Here is a 229-nt window from a genome sequence, read left to right on the forward strand (position 1 = left end):
AGCAAAGCATAACCGCTTTACATCGTCTAAATTGCTTGCCAGCAGAATTCCCGCGGATTTCATTTGATTGCAACTCTCTGCAATGGTGGTCAGGTGAAATGCCCCGGCACGCAGATAAATTGACAATGACTTTAAAGGATTTGGTTGCCTGAAGTTGCAAGGCTGTTGTTTTAACGCAGTAATCCGTTGCGAGACCGCCAATAATGACAGTGGTGACACCTTTGTGATG

The 229-nt window shown here is 45.4% G+C and carries 1 protein-coding gene; it reads right to left on the bottom strand.

Going from position 1 to position 229, the window contains the following annotated elements; all coding sequences use genetic code 11:
- On the bottom strand, nt 1-229 hold a 229-nt coding region (locus R0J87_RS25540; protein WP_498889812.1), incomplete at both ends, for an isochorismatase family protein.

Origin of the sequence: Halomonas sp. SIMBA_159, assembly GCF_046536035.1 — a bacterium.
In the GTDB taxonomy this organism is placed as follows: Bacteria; Pseudomonadota; Gammaproteobacteria; order Pseudomonadales; family Halomonadaceae; genus Vreelandella; species Vreelandella venusta_A.